This window comes from Herbiconiux liukaitaii (genome assembly GCF_041927495.1).
GTDB lineage: Bacteria > Actinomycetota > Actinomycetes > Actinomycetales > Microbacteriaceae > Herbiconiux > Herbiconiux liukaitaii.
On the sequence record NZ_JBHFHG010000002.1, the window covers coordinates 225966 to 244815 of the forward strand.

At 69.2% G+C, this 18850-nt stretch carries 18 protein-coding genes and 1 tRNA gene; 15 read left to right on the top strand and 4 right to left on the bottom strand.

Annotated features, from left to right (window positions below):
- Window positions 1–59 precede the first annotated feature (59 nt).
- From ACEXQC_RS01535 to ndk, 3 genes are all read left to right on the top strand, one after another.
- The gene (locus ACEXQC_RS01535; protein WP_374818827.1) at window positions 60–1463 is read left to right on the top strand and encodes a bifunctional folylpolyglutamate synthase/dihydrofolate synthase; all 1404 of its coding nucleotides are present in this window, start codon (window positions 60–62) and stop codon (window positions 1461–1463) included.
- A complete protein-coding gene (locus tag ACEXQC_RS01540) occupies window positions 1460–1822 on the top strand; it encodes a DUF4233 domain-containing protein (protein WP_374817647.1) in 363 nt (120 codons plus the stop codon). Before ACEXQC_RS01535 ends, ACEXQC_RS01540 begins: the two co-directional genes overlap by 4 nt.
- Before the next feature lie 93 nt (window positions 1823–1915).
- Window positions 1916–2335, top strand: a complete 420-nt coding sequence (gene ndk / locus ACEXQC_RS01545) for a nucleoside-diphosphate kinase (protein WP_374817649.1) — start codon at window positions 1916–1918, stop codon at window positions 2333–2335.
- Between the two features lie 21 nt (window positions 2336–2356).
- Here the strand turns inward: ndk and ACEXQC_RS01550 are convergent, their stop codons facing one another.
- On the bottom strand, window positions 2357–2962 hold the full coding sequence (locus ACEXQC_RS01550) for a vitamin K epoxide reductase family protein (RefSeq protein WP_374817651.1): 606 nt from the start codon (window positions 2960–2962) through the stop codon (window positions 2357–2359).
- Between the two features lie 231 nt (window positions 2963–3193).
- On the opposite strand from ACEXQC_RS01550, the gene ACEXQC_RS01555 reads away from it, so the two are divergent.
- The gene (locus ACEXQC_RS01555; RefSeq protein ID WP_374817653.1) at window positions 3194–5965 is read left to right on the top strand and encodes an Rne/Rng family ribonuclease; all 2772 of its coding nucleotides are present in this window, start codon (window positions 3194–3196) and stop codon (window positions 5963–5965) included.
- 14 nt (window positions 5966–5979) lie between these two features.
- Here ACEXQC_RS01555 and ACEXQC_RS01560 read toward each other — a convergent pair whose 3' ends face one another.
- A complete protein-coding gene (locus tag ACEXQC_RS01560; RefSeq protein ID WP_374817655.1) occupies window positions 5980–6252 on the bottom strand; it encodes a DUF4031 domain-containing protein in 273 nt (90 codons plus the stop codon).
- A gap of 170 nt (window positions 6253–6422) precedes the next feature.
- On the opposite strand from ACEXQC_RS01560, the gene rplU reads away from it, so the two are divergent.
- From rplU to proB, 4 genes are all read left to right on the top strand, one after another.
- The gene (gene rplU, locus ACEXQC_RS01565) at window positions 6423–6731 is read left to right on the top strand and encodes a 50S ribosomal protein L21 (protein ID WP_374817657.1); all 309 of its coding nucleotides are present in this window, start codon (window positions 6423–6425) and stop codon (window positions 6729–6731) included.
- A 12-nt stretch (window positions 6732–6743) separates the two neighbouring features.
- On the top strand, window positions 6744–7004 hold the full coding sequence (rpmA, locus tag ACEXQC_RS01570) for a 50S ribosomal protein L27 (RefSeq protein ID WP_374817659.1): 261 nt from the start codon (window positions 6744–6746) through the stop codon (window positions 7002–7004).
- 95 nt (window positions 7005–7099) lie between these two features.
- The gene (gene obgE, locus ACEXQC_RS01575; RefSeq protein WP_374817661.1) at window positions 7100–8608 is read left to right on the top strand and encodes a GTPase ObgE; all 1509 of its coding nucleotides are present in this window, start codon (window positions 7100–7102) and stop codon (window positions 8606–8608) included.
- A complete protein-coding gene (gene proB, locus ACEXQC_RS01580) occupies window positions 8605–9456 on the top strand; it encodes a glutamate 5-kinase (RefSeq protein ID WP_374817663.1) in 852 nt (283 codons plus the stop codon). The genes obgE and proB overlap by 4 nt, the downstream gene beginning before the upstream one ends.
- 105 nt (window positions 9457–9561) lie before the next feature.
- On the opposite strand, the gene ACEXQC_RS01585 is transcribed toward proB, so the two are convergent.
- Window positions 9562–10626 (bottom strand): YncE family protein, encoded by a 1065-nt coding sequence (locus ACEXQC_RS01585; RefSeq protein WP_374817665.1) that lies wholly within the window; start codon window positions 10624–10626, stop codon window positions 9562–9564.
- 10 nt (window positions 10627–10636) lie between these two features.
- Window positions 10637–12841, bottom strand: coding sequence for a hypothetical protein (locus ACEXQC_RS01590; protein ID WP_374817667.1), 2205 nt, complete (start codon window positions 12839–12841; stop codon window positions 10637–10639).
- A gap of 91 nt (window positions 12842–12932) precedes the next feature.
- Here ACEXQC_RS01590 and ACEXQC_RS01595 point away from each other — a divergent pair, with 91 nt between their 5' ends.
- The 7 genes from ACEXQC_RS01595 to ACEXQC_RS01625 all read left to right on the top strand — a co-directional run bounded on the left by ACEXQC_RS01595 (window position 12933) and on the right by ACEXQC_RS01625 (window position 18772).
- On the top strand, window positions 12933–14201 hold the full coding sequence (locus tag ACEXQC_RS01595; protein WP_374817669.1) for a glutamate-5-semialdehyde dehydrogenase: 1269 nt from the start codon (window positions 12933–12935) through the stop codon (window positions 14199–14201).
- A 65-nt stretch (window positions 14202–14266) separates the two neighbouring features.
- Entirely contained in the window at window positions 14267–14488 is a 222-nt protein-coding gene (locus ACEXQC_RS01600; RefSeq protein WP_374817671.1) for a hypothetical protein, read from the top strand.
- Window positions 14489–14497: 9 nt separating this feature from the next.
- Window positions 14498–15127: a nicotinate-nucleotide adenylyltransferase gene (gene nadD / locus ACEXQC_RS01605; RefSeq protein WP_374817673.1), complete on the top strand. Its 630-nt coding sequence runs from the start codon at window positions 14498–14500 to the stop codon at window positions 15125–15127.
- Window positions 15124–16098, top strand: a complete 975-nt coding sequence (locus ACEXQC_RS01610; protein ID WP_374817675.1) for a hypothetical protein — start codon at window positions 15124–15126, stop codon at window positions 16096–16098. The genes nadD and ACEXQC_RS01610 overlap by 4 nt, the downstream gene beginning before the upstream one ends.
- 40 nt (window positions 16099–16138) lie before the next feature.
- Window positions 16139–16510, top strand: a complete 372-nt coding sequence (gene rsfS / locus ACEXQC_RS01615) for a ribosome silencing factor (RefSeq protein WP_374817677.1) — start codon at window positions 16139–16141, stop codon at window positions 16508–16510.
- Window positions 16511–16596: 86 nt separating this feature from the next.
- Window positions 16597–16672: transfer RNA gene (locus tag ACEXQC_RS01620), tRNA-Ala, on the top strand.
- Window positions 16673–16813: 141 nt separating this feature from the next.
- Window positions 16814–18772 (top strand): cell wall-binding repeat-containing protein, encoded by a 1959-nt coding sequence (locus tag ACEXQC_RS01625; protein ID WP_374817680.1) that lies wholly within the window; start codon window positions 16814–16816, stop codon window positions 18770–18772.
- Window positions 18773–18850: the final 78 nt, after the last annotated feature.

Below are 18850 nucleotides of genomic sequence, written 5' to 3' on the forward strand. Positions count from 1 at the left end.
GAGGCGACTTCGGTCCTCCCGCAGACGACCCGGACGAGGTCGAGAACGACGGCGTCAACATGCCGCGCCCGGCCGACGACTTCGACTCGGTGGGTCTCGACGCCCCCGACGAGTTCGTGGAGCAGGGCGACGCCGTCTATGCGGCCCTGCTCGCGCGCCTCGGTGAGGCGGCGCCCGAACCTCGCCTCTCAGCTACCCGCCGCGTGGTCGAGCTGCTCGGCGACCCGCAGCGCTCCTACCCCGTCATCCACGTCACGGGCACCAACGGCAAGACGTCCACGAGTCGCATCATCGAGAGCATCCTGCGGGCCTATGGCCTCCGCACCGGACTCTTCACGAGTCCCCACCTCGAGCGGCTCAACGAGCGCATCATGGTCGACGGCGTGCCGATCTCCAACGAGGCCCTCGCGGCCAACTGGAGCGACATCGAGCCGTTCCTCGAGCTCGTCGACGGCGAGCTCGAGACCGCGGGTGAGCCGAGGATCACCTTCTTCGAGGCCCTCTCGGTGCTCGCCTTCGCGGCGTTCGCCGACGCGCCCGTCGACGTGGCGGTCATCGAGGTCGGCATGGGCGGCGAGTGGGACTCCACCAACGTCGCCGACGGCCAGGTGGCCGTCATCACGCCGATCTCGCTCGACCACACCGCGCGCCTCGGCAACACCGTGGCCGAGATCGCCCGCACCAAGTCGGGCATCATCAAGCCCGCCGCCCAGGTGGTCACCGCGCAGCAGCCCGCCGAGGCGCTCACGGAGCTCGCGCGGGCCGCCGAGCTCACGGAGTCGACCTTCGCGGTGGAGGGCGAGGCCTTCCGTCTGCTCGAGTCGAAGGTGGCCGTCGGCGGCCAGCTCGTCTCCGTCCAGGGGCTCGCGGGCACCTACCGCGAGCACTTCCTCCCGCTCTACGGCAACCACCAGGGGCACAACGCCGCGGTCGCCGTGGCGACCGTGGAGTCGTTCCTCGGCGGGGGCGACCAGGCGCTCGTCGACGACGTGATCACCGAGGGGTTCGCCACGGCCACCTCTCCCGGTCGTCTGCAGCTCGTGGGCATCGAACCCACCGTGCTCGTCGACGCCGCGCACAACCCGGGCGGGGCAGAGGCTCTGGCCGCCGCCGTGGGGGAGTACTTCACCTTCGACAGGGTCGTGGCCGTCATCGCCGTGCTCGAGGACAAGGACGTGGCGGGCATCGTGCGCGCCCTCGATCCCGTGGTCGCGGAGTTCGTGGTCACCTCGTCCTCCTCCGATCGCGCCATCGACCCCGACGAGCTCGCCTCGATCGTGGTGGGCATCGCGGGCGCCGATCGGGTGCTCGTGGAGCCAAGGCTCGAGGATGCGCTCGACGCGGCCCGCGAGTCGGCGTCGTCGACGGAGAAGGGCGCCGTGCTCGTGACGGGTTCGATCACGCTCGTGGGCGAGGTCATCACGCTCGCGGCCGCCGAGGGCTGGAAGGGCGAGGAGAAGTGAGAGGCGGATCCGTCCGCCAGAGCCTCGCCTCGATCATCCTCACCTTCGAGGCGGTCGTCATGTTCTTCGCGGCGCTCGTGATCTTCGGCCTCAAGGCCCTGCCGGCACCGCTCGCCCTCGGCGGTGGCGCGGCCGTGTGCGTGCTGCTGCTGCTGAACGTCGTGCTGCTGAGATTCCGCTGGGGATACGCGCTCGGGTGGGTGCTGCAGGGCGTCATCGTGGCGGCCTGCTTCCTCGTGCCGACCCTCGCCATCATCGCCGCCATCTTCATCGGACTCTGGATCTACTCGATGGTCAAGGGAGCCCAGATCGACCGCGAGAAAGCCGCCTGGGCCGCCGCCCAGGCCGAATCGGAGTAGTCGGCGACGCCCGCTAGGGTGAATGCCGACAGTCTGCCCCTACCACCCCCTCTGCCCTCAGCCGCGCTCCCGCGGCTCCCTGGAAGGACCACCGTGACCACGTACGTCGAAGAAACCCTCGTTCTCGTGAAGCCGGACGGAGTGGCCCGCAACCTCACCGGCGAGATCCTCCGCCGCATCGAGGCCAAGGGCTACCAGCTCGTCGACCTCAAGCTCGTGGAGCCCGACCGCGAGCTGCTCGCGGCGCACTACGAGGAGCACCTGGGCAAGCCCTTCTACGAGCCCCTCGTGGAGTTCATGGAGTCCGGCCCCATCGTCGCCATCCGCGTGGCGGGCAACCGTGTGATCGAGGGCTTCCGCTCGCTCGCCGGCACCACAGACCCCACCACGGCGGCCCCCGGCACCATCCGCGGCGACCTCGGCCGCGACTGGGGCCTCGCCGTGCAGCAGAACCTCGTGCACGGCAGCGACTCGCCCGAGTCGGCCGCGCGCGAGCTCGCCCTCTGGTTCTAGCGGGTCTTCCCCGGCCCGGCGCTACAGCGTCGAGAGGATCGAGGTGATGGCGTCCAGCCGCAGCTGCGCCATCACCACGATCGCCAGGTAGCCGAGCAGCACGAGCACCCACACGAACGGGTAGAGCAGCGCCGCGATCTCGCGGCTGCCCCGACCGTTGCCGAAGTGCCCCTGCTTGAGGTTGAACGCGGTCACGTAGAGGAACATCGGGATCATCGCCGCCCACACCACCATGCAGTAGGGGCAGAGCGTTCCGAGCACGAAGATGCTCTGGCCGATGAGCCAGCAGACGAACACCATGCCGCCCGCCAGGCCCAGGTTGAACAGCACCCAGAACCACTTCGCGAAGCGCGCTCCCGCGAGGATCGCGAAGCCGATGAGGATCGGCACCACGAAGGCGGCCACACCGATCACCGGGTTGGGGAACCCGAACACCGAACCCTGCTCACTGGCCATGTTGGGGCCGCAGGTCACGAGCGGCGAGATGTTGCAGGTGGGCACGTAATCCGGGTTGATCAGCGTCTGGATCTTCTCCAGCGTGAGATCGAAAGCGGCGTACCAGCCGGCGATCCCACCCACGATGAGCAGCAGGGCGAGGCCGAGCGGACGGCGTTCTACGGAGGGCACGCACCGATTGTCGCACGGGGCCTAGGAGAGCATTCTGGGAATGCATGCGATAATCGACGCAGGTCTCCGCTCATGACGCGGGGGCCGCCTAGATGACTTCCCGGATTCGGGTAGAGCGCGAACCGCGCTCGCGAAACGAGACCAGCGAGGCGCTCCGCAGCTGTGGAGCCCCGCTCGTGAGAGTACCTGCCGACAGGCGAGAGCCGCGGCTGGCAAGGAGTTGCACCAGAGATGGTGGAGAGAATTTCAGACACAGACAATGGCGGAAACAACGGAGAGGGCGGAGCACGGCGCAAGCGCTTGTTCGGCGGTCGCCGCGGCGTGAAGAAGAACGAGCCGCAGCAGCCCGAGCAGTTCGAGGCCGAGCAGGTGGAGCCCGAGCAGTTCGAGCCCGACCAGGCCGGGCGGTTCGATGCCGAACAGCACGACGACGAGCCCGGTCTCGCACCGTTCACCCCCGCCTTCCAGGCGCCCCCGGCCGAGCCGGTGGCCGAGGAGAAGCCGCCCGTGCGTGCGCTCAGCACCACGTCGCTGTTCTTCCAGGCCCCCGATCTGCCCGATCTTCCGCCCTACCTCCCGCATGAGGAGCACCCCACGCGGGAGCGCGGCGAGCGAAGTGACCGCAGCGAGCGAGGTGACCGCACGGATCGCAGTGCCCGAGCGGGCCGCGACCGTGACCGCGATCGCGACGACGACGGGCGCGACGAGGGCGAGGCGCAGGAGTCCACCGTGCGCCGCCGCTCGCGCCGCCGCTCCGGCGAGGAGAGCCGCGGGGGAGACAACGATCCCGCCAACACCGTCATCAAGGTGCGCACGCCCCGCGAGCCCGAGCTCATCACCGAGCCGCAGCGCATCAAGGGCTCCACTCGGCTCGAGGCCAAGAAGCAGCGTCGCCGCGACGGCCGCGATGCCGGTCGTCGCCGTCCCGTGGTCACCGAGGCCGAGTTCCTCGCCCGCCGCGAGGCCGTCGACCGCGTCATGGTGGTCCGTGCCAAGCACGACAAGATCCAGATCGGCGTGCTCGAAGACGGCGTGCTCGTGGAGCACTACGTCGCCAAGGCGCAGGATGCCTCGCTCATCGGCAACGTCTACCTCGGCCGGGTGCAGAACGTGCTCCCCAGCATGGAGGCGGCGTTCGTCGACATCGGGCGCGGCCGCAACGCCGTGCTCTACTCGGGCGAGGTCGACTGGGAGGCCGCCGCCGCGGGCAACACCGACGGCAAGGGCGGTGCGCAGCAGCGCCGCATCGAGCTCGCGCTCAAGTCCGGCGACACCGTGCTCGTGCAGGTCACCAAAGATCCTGTGGGCCACAAGGGCGCCCGTCTCACGAGCCAGGTGAGCCTGCCCGGCCGCTACCTCGTCTACGTGCCCAACGGCTCGATGAACGGCATCTCGCGCAAGCTCCCCGACACCGAGCGTGCTCGCCTCAAGCGCATCCTCAAGGAGGTGCTGCCGGAGAACGTGGGCGTCATCGTGCGCACAGCCTCGGAGGGCGCCACCGAGGAGCAGCTGACGCTCGACGTCAACCGCCTCACCTCGCAGTGGGCCCACATCTCCGAGCAGGTCAAGAAGCAGCAGGGCCCGCACCTGCTGCACTCCGAGCCCGACCTGCTCATCAAGATCGTGCGCGACGTCTTCAACGAGGACTTCCACCGCCTGGTCATCTCGGGCGACGAGGCCCAGGCCACCATCGAGAACTACCTCGCCGGTGTCGCCCCCGACCTGCTCGACCGCGTCGAGAAGTACGAGGGCGAGAAGGATGCCTTCGACGAGTACCGCATCTCGGAGCAGATCGAGAAGGCGCTCGACCGCAAGGTCTGGCTGCCCTCCGGTGGCTCGCTCGTGATCGACCGCACCGAGGCCATGACGGTCGTCGACGTCAACACCGGCAAGTTCGTCGGTTCGGGCGGCAACCTCGAGGAGACCGTCACCAAGAACAACCTCGAGGCCGCGGAGGAGATCGTGCGACAGCTGCGACTCCGCGACATCGGCGGCATCATCGTGGTCGACTTCATCGACATGGTGCTCGAGACCAACCGCGATCTCGTGCTGCGGCGCATGATCGAGTGCCTCAGCCGCGACCGCACCAAGCACCAGGTGGCCGAGGTCACCTCGCTCGGGCTCGTGCAGATGACCCGCAAGAAGCTCGGGCTCGGCCTGCTCGAGTCGTTCAGCGAGCCGTGCGAGACGTGCGCCGGGCGCGGCATCATCGTGCACCACGACCCCGTGGTGAAGCACCGCTCGTCCGGCGGCCCGCAGTCGTCGAACGGCGGCGGCAGCGGCAGCAACGGCAACGGGTCGAACGGCAACGGCAACGGCGGCAGCGCCGGCGGTCGCCGTGGTCGCGGTGGGTCGGGCAACGGATCGAACGGCTACGCCAACGGCTCGTCGAACGGATCGGGCAACGGATCGGGTGCGCACCCCACCGTGGCTCCCCACGCCATCACCGACGACGCGAAGAACGCCCTGGCGCAGATCGCCGCGTCGACCATCGCCGCCGCCCAGGCGGGCCTCCAGCCCGGCGCTCCGCAGGGCGCGGCGAAGTCCGAGGCGACGGATGCGGCTTCCGCACCCGTCGAGACGGCTCCCGACGCACAGCAGACGGCTCCCGAGCCCGAGCAGTCGGCCGCAGCGGCGGAGCCCCAGGTCTCCGAGCAGTCGGCCCCCAGTGCCGAGAAGGCGTCCACGGCGTCCTCGCGTCGCCGCAAGTCGCGGCACTCGAAGGGCGACGACGAGTCGAAGGCGGCTTCGGCCGCACAGGCCACGGCCGATCCTGCGTCGGCCGATCCTGCGCCGGCGGATCCGCCTGCGATCGAGATCCTCGACATCCCCGTCACCAAGGTGTCCCGTGCTCCGCGCGTGACGGCTCCCGAGGCGAGCCACCTGCTCGACTCGGTGCTCGACGCCCTCCCGGAGCCCAAGCAGCCCGGCCAGGGGCGCTCGCGCAGCCGCCGGGTCTCCACCGCTGCGGTCTCCGCGCCCGTGGAGTCTCCCGAGTCCTGATCCGGCCCCCAGGCCTACTTGGCGGGGCGGTCCTTCGCACGAATGCGGAGGCCGCTCCGCCTCAGCCGTACCACGAGGTCGCGGTAGCTCACGGGCAGTGCCCCGGCGGCCACGAGCTCCGCGTGGCGCTCCACGGGCACGTCGTAGTGGTCGAGGTCGAAGCTCCTGGGCGGCAGCCCCGCGCGGGCGGCGAAGGAGTGCAGCTCCTCCAGCGATTCGTCGCTCACGAGGTGGCCCCAGATGGTACCGTGGGCGGGCCACATGGGCTCGTCGATCAACACGGTCACGAAGCCGAGTATGGCACCGGGTCGGACAGCCGACGTCGGTTTGACCGGAATCCCCGCGTCGAGTAAGCTTGGTCGCTGGCGTGCGTAGAGTTCCTCTCTCGCTTTTGCCAAGACTTCCAAGCGTTGCAGATTGCGCTTTTGAGGGCCCCTAAAAGAGTTAGGTACGTAAATTGGTTTACGCAGTTGTGCGCGCCGGTGGTCGGCAGGAAAAGGTCGAGGTCGGCACGATCGTCACCCTCGACCGCATCAAGGCCGACAAGAACGGCAACATCGAGCTGGCGGCCGTGCTGCTCGTCGACGGTGAGAACATCACCTCCGACGCCTCGTCGCTGGCCAAGGTCAAGGTGACGGCTGAGGTCCTCGGTGACCTCCGCGGCCCGAAGATCGTCATCCAGAAGTTCAAGAACAAGACCGGGTACAAGAAGCGCCAGGGCCACCGCCAGGAGCTCACCCGTGTCAAGGTCACCGGAATCAAGTAAGGATCAGGGCTAATGGCACACAAAAAGGGCGCAAGCTCCACTCGCAACGGTCGTGACTCCAACGCGCAGCGCCTCGGCGTGAAGCGCTTCGGTGGCCAGGTCGTGGGCGCAGGCGAGATCATCGTCCGCCAGCGCGGCACCCACTTCCACCCCGGCATCAACGTCGGCCGTGGCGGCGACGACACGCTGTTCGCCCTCGCGGCGGGCTCGGTCGAGTTCGGCGCCAAGGGCGGCCGCAAGGTCGTCAACATCGTCGCAGCGGCCGCCGAGTAACCTCGGCACCAGCATTTCGAGCAGGGGTGGGCTGAACGCCCGCCCCTGCTTCGTCTTTTCAACAGCAATTCTGAAGAAGGTATGAGGGAACCGGAATGGTGACTTTCGTCGACCATGTGACCCTCCATCTCCGCGCCGGCAACGGCGGCAACGGCTGCGTCTCGGTGCGCCGCGAGAAGTTCAAGCCCCTCGCGGGGCCCGACGGCGGCAACGGCGGCCACGGTGGCGACATCGTGCTCGTGAGCGACGCGGGCACCACCACCCTGCTCGGCTTCCACCGCCACCCTCACCAGTCGTCGCAGAACGGCGGGCCCGGCATGGGCGACCACCGCGCGGGCGCCAATGGTGAGGAGCTCGTGCTCTCGGTGCCCGTCGGCACGGTCATCAAAGACGACGAGGGCAACGAGCTCATCGACATGGTCGAATCCGGCATGCGGTTCGTCGTGGCCGAGGGCGGTCAGGGTGGTCTCGGCAACGCCGCGCTCTCGACCACCAAGCGCAAGGCTCCCGGATTCGCACTGCTCGGCACCGAGGGCTGGTCGGGCGACGTGCTGCTCGAGCTCAAGACCGTGGCCGACATCGCCCTCGTGGGCTACCCGTCGGCGGGCAAGTCGAGCCTCGTGGCCGCCATGTCGGCCGCCAAGCCCAAGATCGCCGACTACCCCTTCACCACCTTGCACCCCAACCTCGGCGTCGTCGAGACGGGCAGCACCCGCTACACGATCGCCGACGTGCCCGGCCTCATTGAGGGCGCGAGCGAGGGCAAGGGGCTCGGCCTCGAGTTCCTGCGCCACGTCGAGCGCTGCAGCGCTCTGCTGCACGTGCTCGACTGCGCCACGCTCGAGCCCGGCCGCGATCCGATCAGCGACCTCGAGGTCATCCTCGGCGAACTGGGCGCGTACCCGGTGCCCGAGGGCCAGACCCCGCTGCTCGAGCGTCCTCAGCTCATCGCGCTCAACAAGATCGACGTGCCTGAGGCGCGCGAGCTCGCCGACTTCGTGAAGCCCGAGCTCGAGCAGCGCGGCTACCGCGTGTTCGAGATCTCGACGGCCAGCCACGAGGGCCTCCGGCAGCTCTCGTTCGCCCTCGCCCAGCTCGTGGAGGAGGCCCGCAAGACGGCAGCAGCAGCCCCCGCCGCCGCGCGCATCGTCATGCGGCCGCGTGCCGTCGACGAGGCCAACTTCGTCATCAAGGTCGAGGGCGGCACCCACGGCAACGTGTACCGCATCCTCGGCACCAAGCCCGAGCGCTGGGTGCAGCAGACCGACTTCACCAACGACGAGGCCGTCGGCTTCCTCGCCGACCGGCTCGCCAAGCTCGGCGTGGAGGAGAAGCTCTTCAAGGCCGGGGCCGTCTCCGGTTCCGCCGTGGTCATCGGTGCCGGCAACGGCGTGGTCTTCGACTGGGAGCCCACCCTCACCTCCACCGCCGAGCTCGTCACGGCGCCCCGCGGCACCGACAACCGGCTCGACGGCCCTCGTCGCCGCACCAGCAACCAGCGCCGCGAGGAGTACTACGAGCTCATGGACGCCAAGGCCGAGGCCCGCGCCGAGCTCGTGCGCGAGAAGGAAGCGGGTCTCTGGCACGCGGAAGACGAGAAGTGAGCCGAGGCCAGCACTCCCGCCGGCCGCTCGCGGAGCGCGCCGAGATCGCGTCGGCCCGTCGTGTGGTCGTGAAGGTCGGATCGTCGTCGATCAGCGGTGAGAACGCCGGCCAGATCGCACCCCTCGTCGATGCTCTCGCGGCGGCGCACGGGCGCGGCACCGAGATCATCCTCGTGTCGTCGGGCGCCATCGCCACGGGCATCCCGTATCTGCAGCTCGAGGCGCGCCCCACCGATCTCGCCACGCAGCAGGCGGCGGCGGCGGTGGGCCAGAACGTGCTGATCTTCCGCTACCAGGAGAGCCTCGACCGCTACGGCATCGTGGCCGGCCAGGTGCTGCTCACGGCGGGCGACCTCGAGAACCCCACTCACCGCTCCAACGCCCAGCGGGCCATGGATCGACTGCTCGGCCTGCGCATCCTGCCCATCGTCAACGAGAACGACACCGTGGCCACCCACGAGATCCGCTTCGGCGACAACGACCGTCTCGCGGCCCTCGTGTCGCAGCTCGTGGGGGCGGATGCGCTCGTGCTCCTCTCCGACGTCGACGCGCTCTACACGCGACCGCCGGCCGAGCCGGGCGCCGTCAAGATCACCGAGGTGCCCGTGGGCGACGACCTCGCAGGAGTGACCTTCGGAGACATCGGTGCCGCGGGCGTCGGCACCGGGGGAGCGGCCACCAAGGTCTCCGCCGCGCGCCTCGCGGCCGCCTCGGGCACCGCGGTGCTCGTGACCTCCACCACCCTCGTGGCCGAGGCCCTCACGGGCGCCCCCATCGGCACCTGGTTCGCCCCGTCCCCCCTCTCCGAAGAACGCCTCCCCACGGGCGCCATAGCCCTAGCCGACTGACCCGACCCACCAACTCGGCACGGGATGTGCGGAGTCGGCGGGCCGGGTGGATCGTGCCGTCGGGCAGGCGGGCCGGCTCGGTGAGCCGACCCGCTCAGCCGATCGTCACTCCCTGACGACGGCGATCGAGCTCCCCGAGGTGCGGGGTGCCACGAGGGTGTGGGTGAGATGATCGACGGCGACCTCGCCGACCGGTCCTAGACCGAGGTCCTTCGTGACCTCCGCGTGGGTCGAGCTCACGTAAACGCCGACGGAGCCGCCGCCTTCTGCGGGGTCCTGCTTCACGTAGAGCCGATCGGCGAGCTGATCGATGTCGACCTCGTCGGGTGTGCCGCCGACCGCGATCGTCGACCCGGTGGCCGCGCGGGTGTAGCCGTCGATGACGTGCACCGTGCCGCGGGCGGCATCCGCCACGAACACCTCGTGGGTGTACGTGTCGACCGCGAGCCCCTTCGGGCGCCCGCCGACGGCGATGTCGCCGCTCTTGTACCCACCCGTGACCTCATCGATCACCGACACCGACCCGATCGCCGAGTTGGCCAGGTACACCTGGCGCAGCAGCGGATCGATCGCGATCGAATCGACCACGACCCCGTTGGGCAGTCGCGTGATTGCGACGGGCGCTGGGGTCTCGTCGGCAGGGTAGGCACCATCAATCCTCATGAGCCTGCTGATCTCCAGTGGCCCGGAGGTCTGGACGGTGGTGACGAACGCCCTGTTCGTGAATGGGTCAATCGCGATCGCCGTCGGTCTGGCCTGATTCGCGAGTTCGAACGTCCTGCCCAGCGAGCCGGCACCGAGCTCTTGATCCTGGACGTCGATGAGGTAGCTCCTGGCACCCCACTTTTCCCGGGCGCCCACCGTGTAGATGTGACCGAGCACGGGATCGATCGCGAGGAACGCTTCGTCGTAGTCTCGACTGGTGAACCCGCCCAGTTCGCCCTCGATCGTGCCTGACGCCGTGTCGATGATCGTGATCGAGCCGTCAGATGGGTCGAGCGCGAATGAACTGCCCGTGTTGGGGTCCACAGCTACCGACGACGGAGTGAAGCCTCCGGGATCGATCTCGGTCGTTGATGCTGCAGCTACCGCGGGGAGACCGGTGACGGCAACCCCGACGGTGGCGAGGGCCGCGAGCACGTACGTGGCCCGTCGTGATCGTGATGTCATGCGCATCCTCCTACTCGCTCACGGTGATCGTGATGGAGAACGGGTCGCTCTTCCGGGGGAGCAGTGGCCCACCCGGGTCCGAACTCCACGCCACGGTGTCCCTGGCGGTCGCCGTTCCCGTGAAGCCGGCCGCGGGCGTGAACGTGAGCGCCGATCCGGTCACCGTGAACGTGCCCTCGGGCTGCTCGATCCGTGTGCCGTCGACCGACCCGGCCAAGCGTGCGACGGGTGATGTGAGCTGCGAGAGCCCGTCGGGCAGCGTGCACTCGAGGGGAACCGTGATCGACTCGCCCTTCAGCTCGCTGAGGTCGTAGTCGAGCTCGACGTCCTCGCACGCGGGCGCCCTGTCCCGCACCACGACCTTGAGCGTCACCGGTGCGCTCGGCGCACCCGTCACCTCATCCCACGCCGTGACTGTGAGGGTGCCCACCGGCCCGACGATGTCGTCGTCGGTCCAGTCGTAGGCGTAGTTGCCGTCGGCATCCTTGGCGCGAACGGTGCCTTCGATCGTTCCCTGCAGATCGACTCGATAGGTGTCCCGGGCATCGGTCGAGCACAGGCTCTTGAGGTCGATGACGAAGGGCACACCGCGATTCAGCGTGAGCACGCCACCGGAGAGGATGCCGTGGGTGCCGTTCGGGTCGAGCCCGTGCAGCACGCCTTCGGAGACGCAGGTCGGCGGCTTCTTGACGGCCACCTTGATGAGGAACGGGTGCTCCACTCCATCCGAGTCGGTGGCGGCGGCGACCAGGGCATCCGTCAGTCCTCCACCCCTGTGGTCGGGCTTGTAGTAGAGGTCTCCCACTCGCGGACCGTTGAAGGCCGTGTTGCCCTCGGCGAGCCAGGAGGTGGAGTCGCCGTCGGCGAAGCTGCGGAGAACCGCCATGGCCATGACGTCGGTCGGGATCGATTCCTTGGTGGTGACGGTGAGTGCACGACGTTCCGAGGGCGACAGCGCGTCGATCTCGTCACGGTCCAGCAGGCGTGCAGCGGTGACGGTGCCGGTGCACTCGCTCGTCATGTTCCGCATGGTGTCCACGCCGGCGATCGCCGTGAGCTCGACGGGCGGGCAGTACATGCTCGGCGCTTCGGCCGCCATGGCCTTCAAGGAATCGACGAGCGTGCCGTTCGTGGTGCTGGTCAGGGTGACCGTGATCCACCTCGATCCCGGCGCGATGCCGGCCATGGAGGTGACCTCCGCCTTGAGCACCTGGCCGCACGCGCTTCCGCTCGGCTTGCCCGCGCCCGCCGCTGCCGCGGAAGCGGCGGCGTAGAGGGGTGCGACGTCAGCCGGAGGAGCACCGAGGATCGGCCCGGGGAACTCGATCGCCATCTCGACGAATTCGATGATGAAGTCGAGCATGGGCTGCAGCTCCGGCGGAACGGCCTTGGCGCTCTGCGCGTAGAAACGCTCGGTGTGCTCGACCACCTGCAGGAGCTCGTTGATGATGGCCGTCCGGGTCGGGGAATCGACCGACCTCATCGCCATGATCATCTTGGCGCGCGCTGCGGGGTTCTGGGCAGCGTGCAGCACGGACTGCACCGCCGCCTTGACGAGCTTCAAGCTCACGCCGACCTCGGTGATCACGGGGGCCTGGCCGTCCCACAGGAGGGCTTGGGCCGCCTCGGCCTCACTCATCCCCTCGTATGGGTTCGACCCCGGTACACCGCTCTGGGGAGAACCGATGTTCACATTGATCGAGACGATGCGAGAGGGGCCAGGGGTCCCGATGGTGAGGTCACCCGTGCTCCGTCCGGCCTCCACGTTCTCCGTGACGATGGCCCCGGTGCCTGTCGCCCCGTCGGCGCTGGTTCCGGGCTTCGGGGCGTTGTTCGCGCCCGCCACGCACTTGGGCGCTGCTCCGGCGGGGATCGACGGGGGAGGTGCCGGCAGCGCGGGGCCGGGTGCTGCGGGAGCGGCGGGTGGCGTCGAACCGTCACCGCCGCCCGAACCAGGGTCGCCGGGAGGGGTGTAGACGACGTCGCAGGTGGAGCCGCCGCGATCGAAGATCGGCGAGATCCCCGTCTCCGTGATGTGCTCGTTGCCCTTCTCGTCGAACCAGTGGACTGAGCCGCCGCTGTTCCAGCCGACGATCTTCGGTTGGCACTCGGGTGGGAGTGCTTCGGCGGGAGGGGAGCCTTGCGAGACGAGCACGCCGGCGAGGAGCGCCGTGACGGTGCCCAGCAGTGCGAGCTTGCGGATGGATGGATGCATGGAGATAGTGCCTTCCGATGGAGCTGAGGGAAACTCAGCACAGGATGGCATGCCCAGCCGAGGTGCGCAATCGCGGCGGTAGGGTGGGGGGATGGTTGAGAGTGCTGTGGTGGAGCTGTCGTTCGAGGGGAAGCTCGGGGGTGCTCGCGCGGCGTCGATCGTGCTCGCGACCGTGGCCACCGAGGTCAAGAACCGTGCGCTCGAGGCGATCGCGCAGGCCATCGAATCCGGCGCAGACGAGGTCGTGCCCGCCAATGACCTCGACCTCGCCAACGGGCGCGAGAACGGCCTCTCCGAGGCGCTGCAGGACAGGCTCCGGCTCGACGCGGCCCGGCTCGAATCGCTCGCCGCCGCCGTGCGCGAGATCATCGGCCTCACCGATCCCGTGGGCGAGGCCGTGCAGGGGCGCAACCTGCCGAACGGCGTGCGGATCGACCAGGTGCGAGTGCCCTTCGGCGTGGTCGGAGCCATCTACGAGGCCCGACCCAACGTGACCGTCGACATCGCAGCCCTCGCCCTCAAGAGCGGCAACGCCGTCGTGCTCCGGGGCGGATCCGCCGCCGAGAACACCAACCGCGTGCTCGTGGCGCTCATCCAGGGCGCGCTCGAGAGCGTTGGTCTCCCCGCCGAGTGCGTGCAGACCATCGACGAGTTCGGCCGCGACGGAGCCAAGCGACTCATGCAGGCCAGGGGAGCGGTCGACGTGCTCATCCCGCGCGGCAGCGCCCAGCTCATCGAGACCGTCGTGACCGAGTCGAAGGTGCCTGTCATCGAGACCGGCGCCGGAGTCGTGCACGTGTTCCTCGACGAGTCGGCACGCCTCGACTGGGCCGTCGACATCGTGCACAACGCCAAGGTGCAGCGGCCGAGCGTCTGCAACGCCCTCGAGACCCTGCTCGTGCACGAGCGCGCGGCCGAGCGGCTGCTGCCGGCCGTGCTCGATCGCCTGCGCTCCGCCGGCGTGGTGCTGCACGCCGACGAGGCCACCAGGGCGCTGTTCCCGGATGCCGTGGCGGCCACTGAGGAGGACTGGCAGACCGAGTACATGAGCCTCGACCTCGCGGTGCGCGTGGTGCGCGACGTCGACGAGGCCATGGAGCACATCCGCCGCTACTCCACCCACCACACCGAGTCGATCATCACGAACGACCTCGGCAACGCCGAACGCTTCCTCAACGAGGTGGATTCCGCCGTGGTCATGGTCAACGCCTCCACGCGGTTCACCGACGGAGGGGAGTTCGGCTTCGGCGCCGAGGTCGGCATCTCCACCCAGAAGCTCCACGCCCGCGGCCCGATGGGACTCCCCGAGCTCACGAGCACCAAGTGGATCGTGCGCGGCTCGGGCCAGTCCCGCGGATAGCAGAGCCCGCGGTTAGCGGTATCGTAGGAGGGTTCCATCCGTTCCGCGTCATCCTGGGAGAAGCAATGTCAAGTCTGGTGAGTGTTCTCGCGGCGGTCGACGTGCCGGTGGAGCTTCCGTTCAGCCCGATCATCTTCGGCATCATCGCCGCCGTCATCTTCGCGGCCATGGGCTTCGTGACCTGGAGCTACCGCGACGTGGCCAACCGCCACCCGCAGAAGTCGGCCAAGTACGCGTCCACCCACGATGTGCACGGCCACGCCGACCGCACCGGCGCGGATCACTAGTCCGGCCGGATGACGATCGATCCGCCCTCGACGGGCACGCCCGGAGAGGCGCGTACCCGGAGGCGCATCGGCGTGATGGGCGGCACGTTCGACCCCATCCACCACGGCCACCTCGTGGCCGCGAGCGAGGTCGCCACCTCGTTCGACCTCGATGAAGTGGTCTTCGTGCCCACGGGCAGGCCCTGGCACAAGCAGCCGGTCACCCCCGCCGAGCACCGTTACCTCATGACCGTGATCGCCACGGCGTCGAATCCCCGCTTCACCGTGAGCCGGGTCGACATCGACCGCGGCGGCGTCACTTACACCATCGACACCCTGCGCGACATTGCCGCCGCGCATCCGGATGCCGATCTGTTCTTCATCTCGGGCGCGGATGCGATCGCCCAGATCCTGAGCTGGAAGGACGTCGACGAGCTGTGGGCTCTCGCCCACTTCGTGGCCGTCTCCCGGCCGGGTCACACCTTCGCCATTTCGTCTTTGCCGCGCCAGGACGTAAGCTATTTGGAAGTTCCGGCGCTTGCGATATCGTCCACTGACTGTCGCGGCCGGGTCGGCCGGGGTTTTCCGGTGTGGTACTTGGTACCCGACGGTGTCGTTCAGTACATCACCAAGCACCATCTATATCGGAGTGTTGAATGAGTTCGTCCCAAGGTGAGCAGCCGCTGACGCGGCGCCAGTTGCGCGAGATGGAGCGCCAGAAGCCGCGCAAGGAGCGCGACGCTGACGCGAAGGTGGCCGACGAGGCCGAAGCGGCCCGCAAGGCGGCCCCCGAGAACGGGCCGGCTGCTGCCGAACCCCTCGTCGCTGAGCCGATCGTCGCTGAACCCATCGTCACTGGCCCCGCCGTGAGCGAACCCATCCTGGTCGACGACGACAACGTCTCCGAAGACACCATCGTGCCCGAGGTCGTCTCGGCCGACGAGGGCGATGGCGACGACATCGACGCCACCCGCGCGCAGCCCGTGATCGAGATCGTTCCCTCCGCCGAGACCGGCCGCGAGACCGTGGTGGAGGAGATGGTGATCGACGTCCCGATCGCCGCCACCGTCGACCCCACCGCCGAGGCGGCCGCCCACGTCGACGCCGAGGAGCGCGAAGCAGCGGCTCCCACCCTGGCCCCGATGTTCCAGAGCCCCTCCGAGCGCACCCGCACCTCGAGCGACCAGCTCCCCTCGTCGTTCGACGACCTCATCTCGCTCCGCAACAACGCGGCGACCAACTCGATCTCCACCACGAGCGCGCTCGTGCTGCCGACCGTGCCCGGCTCGAACGACGTCGGCACCGCGCTCGACGAGACCGGTGAGGTCATCATCACCGGCTCCATCGACCTGCCCGCCAGCTTCGGCTCGCTGGGAGCGCCCGCCTCGGGCCTCGAGGCCACCGATCTCGACGCTCTGCTCGAGCGCAACGAGACCGAGACGCAGGGGTCGGATGTCGCGCCCGTCGCGGCGAGCCGCGCCATCAGCACCAACACCTCGTCGACCTCGCTCATCGCGCCCCCGAAGCGCGCCAGGGCCAACGCCCCCGTCGTGCTCGCCATCACCGCCGGCGTGCTCGCCGTGGGTGTCGTGAGCCTCCTCCTCGCCGTGTTCGTCTTCCGGGTCTTCTAGACCTCCGTCGACGGTTCCCCTCCACCTCAAGAAAGTCTTCGTGACCGCCACAACCCACTCGATCGACATTGCACAGCTCGCCGCCGAGGCGGCCGACTCCAAGCAGGCCGAGAACCTGGTGGCACTCGACGTGTCGGGCCCGCTGCCCCTCGCCGACGTGTTCCTCCTCGCCTCCGGTCGCAACGAGCGCAACGTCACGGCGATCGCCGAGGAGATCATCGACCGTCTCGCCGACGCGGGCACGAAGGTCATCCGGCGCGAAGGGCTCTCCGAGGGCCGCTGGGTGCTGCTCGACTTCGGCGACCTCGTGGTGCACGTCTTCCACGAGGAGGACCGCCTGTACTACTCCCTCGAGCGCCTCTGGAAGGACTGCCCGGTCGTTCCCCTGTCGGTCACAGCGACCGACGCGTGAGTGTTCAGAACCACTCCGGAGATGTAGTAATCTAAACAAGTTGTTTCCGCGAGAGCGGAGAAACACCCAGAAATGAAACAGCATCTGGGCCCGTGGCGCAGCTGGTAGCGCACCTGCATGGCATGCAGGGGGTCAGGGGTTCGAATCCCCTCGGGTCCACCACACGAAGGCCGCCTCCGGGCGGCTTTCGTCGTTTAACGCGGTGCGTTTCCGAAGGGTGGCCCCTCTAAGGGGGATGCTGCACGGTGCGAGGGTTCTGGAACACTCGAGGTGCCGCACGTCAACATCGCCAGGGGGTCACACGTGTCCGCTTCCCGAGCCCACGCTCTCACCCGCACGGTCGCACGGAGGGCATCGGCGATCGCGCTCACGACGGCCCTCATCGTGGCCGGCACTCTTCTCGCCGCGCCCGCTCAGGCGGCCCCCGCCCCGCCGCCGATCCCCGCGGGGGTCTACCTCGGCGCGCCCTGGGTGAAGGCGGGTGGAGAGATCGCCGTGCAGTTCGTGGGAGCCACCGGATGCACCTCCGTGAGCGGAGTCGAATTCGTCGAGACTGCCACGGGCACGAGGACCCCGCTCGAGACCTCGGGGTTCGGCGAGAACTTCTGGGAGGTGCGGGAGTACTCCTTCGTCGACAGGGACTTCAACCCGCTTCCGCTCGGCTCAGGCTCGCCCGTCGCCGGTCGCGTGGTCGTGAGCTGCACCTCGGGCCCCACCTTCGAGCTGCCGCTGACCGTCAGACCCTCCGCTCCCTCCACGATCTACAACAGCCCCACCGCCTGGACGTGGTACACGCCGGGCGGCCTGACCGCCGGCGCTCCGATCACGGTGAGCGCCCTGGGCTTCACGCCAGGCGAGACGGTCACCGTCGCTCTCGCGAACCAGACCCGCTACGACTCCAGCGGCGACTTCGCGGGCACCGCCACGGCACCCGTCACCGCTGTCGCAGACGGCGAGGGTGCCGTCACCACCACGGCCACCCTGCCCTCGGGATGGGCTGCCACCGACGTGCTCAGGATCCTGGCCGGGGGCGCCATCGGCAAGTACCTGCTCGTGGCGGGCGACGGCGAGCCTTTCAACGGCGACCCCTCGCTGGGCTTCACCACCGACGGTCTCGCGATCCCGGGCGGTTCGATCACGGTCTCAGGCGGCGGCTACGCAGCGGGCGAGACCGTCGTGGTGGCACTCCACTCGCCGTCTGCCCGGGCCGTGCAGCTCGGCACCCTCACCGCCGCCGCGAACGGCACCATCTCCGGCAGCGTCTCCCTCCCGTCGAGCACCGCGCCGGGCTCGTACCGTCTCTGGGCCGGCGCCAGGACCATCAGCTACCACCTGCTCAACGCCCCTCTCACGGTGGGCGTCTCCGCCCGCATCTCGGCACCCGATCGGTACTCCAACGCGGTGCAGATCGCGAAGGCGGCGTATCCGGGGGCCGCGGAGGTCGTGTACGTCGCGACCGGCCAGAACTACCCCGACGCGCTCAGTGCGGGCGCCGCGGCGGCCGACGCGGGCGGCCCCCTGCTCCTGACCACGCAGAACGCGCTCCCGGCGGAGGTGAAGCAGGCGATCCAGACCCTGGCCCCCTCGCGGATCGTGGTCGTCGGCGGCCCGAACTCGGTCTCGGCGGCGGTGCTCGACGAGCTCAGGACCATCACCCCGAACGTGGTGCGGCAGGGCGGCGCCGACCGCTACGAGGCCTCCCGCGCGATCGTCGAGGGCCAGTTCGACGCGGCCACCCGCGCCTTCATCGCCACCGGTGCCACCTTCCCCGATGCCCTGAGCGCCACGAGCGCCGCCGCGAGCGTCGACGCACCCGTGCTGCTCATCCCGGGCACGAACCCCTCGGTCGACCCGAAGACCCTCGCGCTGCTCGACGAGCTCGGTGTCACGGACATCACCATCACCGGCGGTCCCAACTCCGTCTCACCGGCGATCGAAGCGCAGCTGAAGGCGAAGTACGGCTCGGCGCGCGTGACGAGGCTCGGTGGTGCAGACCGGTTCGAGGCGTCCGTGAACATCAACGAGCAGTACTTCTCCACCGCGACCGAGGCCTACCTGGCCACGGGGCTCAACTTCCCGGATGCGCTCGCAGGCGGAGTGCTCGCGGCGGGCAAGGGCGCCCCTCTGCTGGTGGTGCGGGGCGACTGCGTCCCGGCCACCACGAGGGAGGCGCTCTCGCAGTGGGGTGTGTCGAAGGTCACGCTGCTCGGCGGAACCGCCTCGCTCACCCCCGCCGTGGGCACCCTCGCCCGCTGCCCGTAGCACCCGGATGCGCCTCCGAGGGGGCGCGCGACGCACGTTCGAAACACCCCCGAAAAGTGGGTGTGGGATAACTGCAGC